We start from the raw sequence: 294 nt of genomic DNA, 5'->3' as shown, positions 1-294 counted from the left end.
TCGAAGAAGGCGGCAACCGCGGCTACAAGACCGCCTACAAGGGCGGCTACTTCCCCGTCCCGCCCGTGGACCACTACGCCGACCTGCGGGACCGGATGGTCCGTCGCATGGTCGACGCCGGCTTCACGGTCGAGCGCTCGCACCACGAGGTCGGCACCGGTGGGCAATCAGAGATCAACTACAAGTTCTCGACGCTGCTGCACGCCGCCGACGAACTCCAGCTCTTCAAGTACCTGATCAAGAACGAGGCGTGGGCGAACGGCAAGACGGCCACGTTCATGCCCAAGCCGCTCT

The 294-nt window shown here is 64.6% G+C and carries 1 pseudogene; it reads left to right on the top strand.

Annotated elements, in window-relative coordinates:
• A pseudogene (locus B1205_RS32530) lies at window positions 1-294 on the top strand (type I glutamate--ammonia ligase); the annotation flags it as partial.

Source organism: Micromonospora sp. NBS 11-29 (genome assembly GCF_002140155.1).
In the GTDB taxonomy this organism is placed as follows: Bacteria; Actinomycetota; Actinomycetes; order Mycobacteriales; family Micromonosporaceae; genus Micromonospora.
This window is presented reverse-complemented; position numbering and strand designations above follow the sequence as displayed.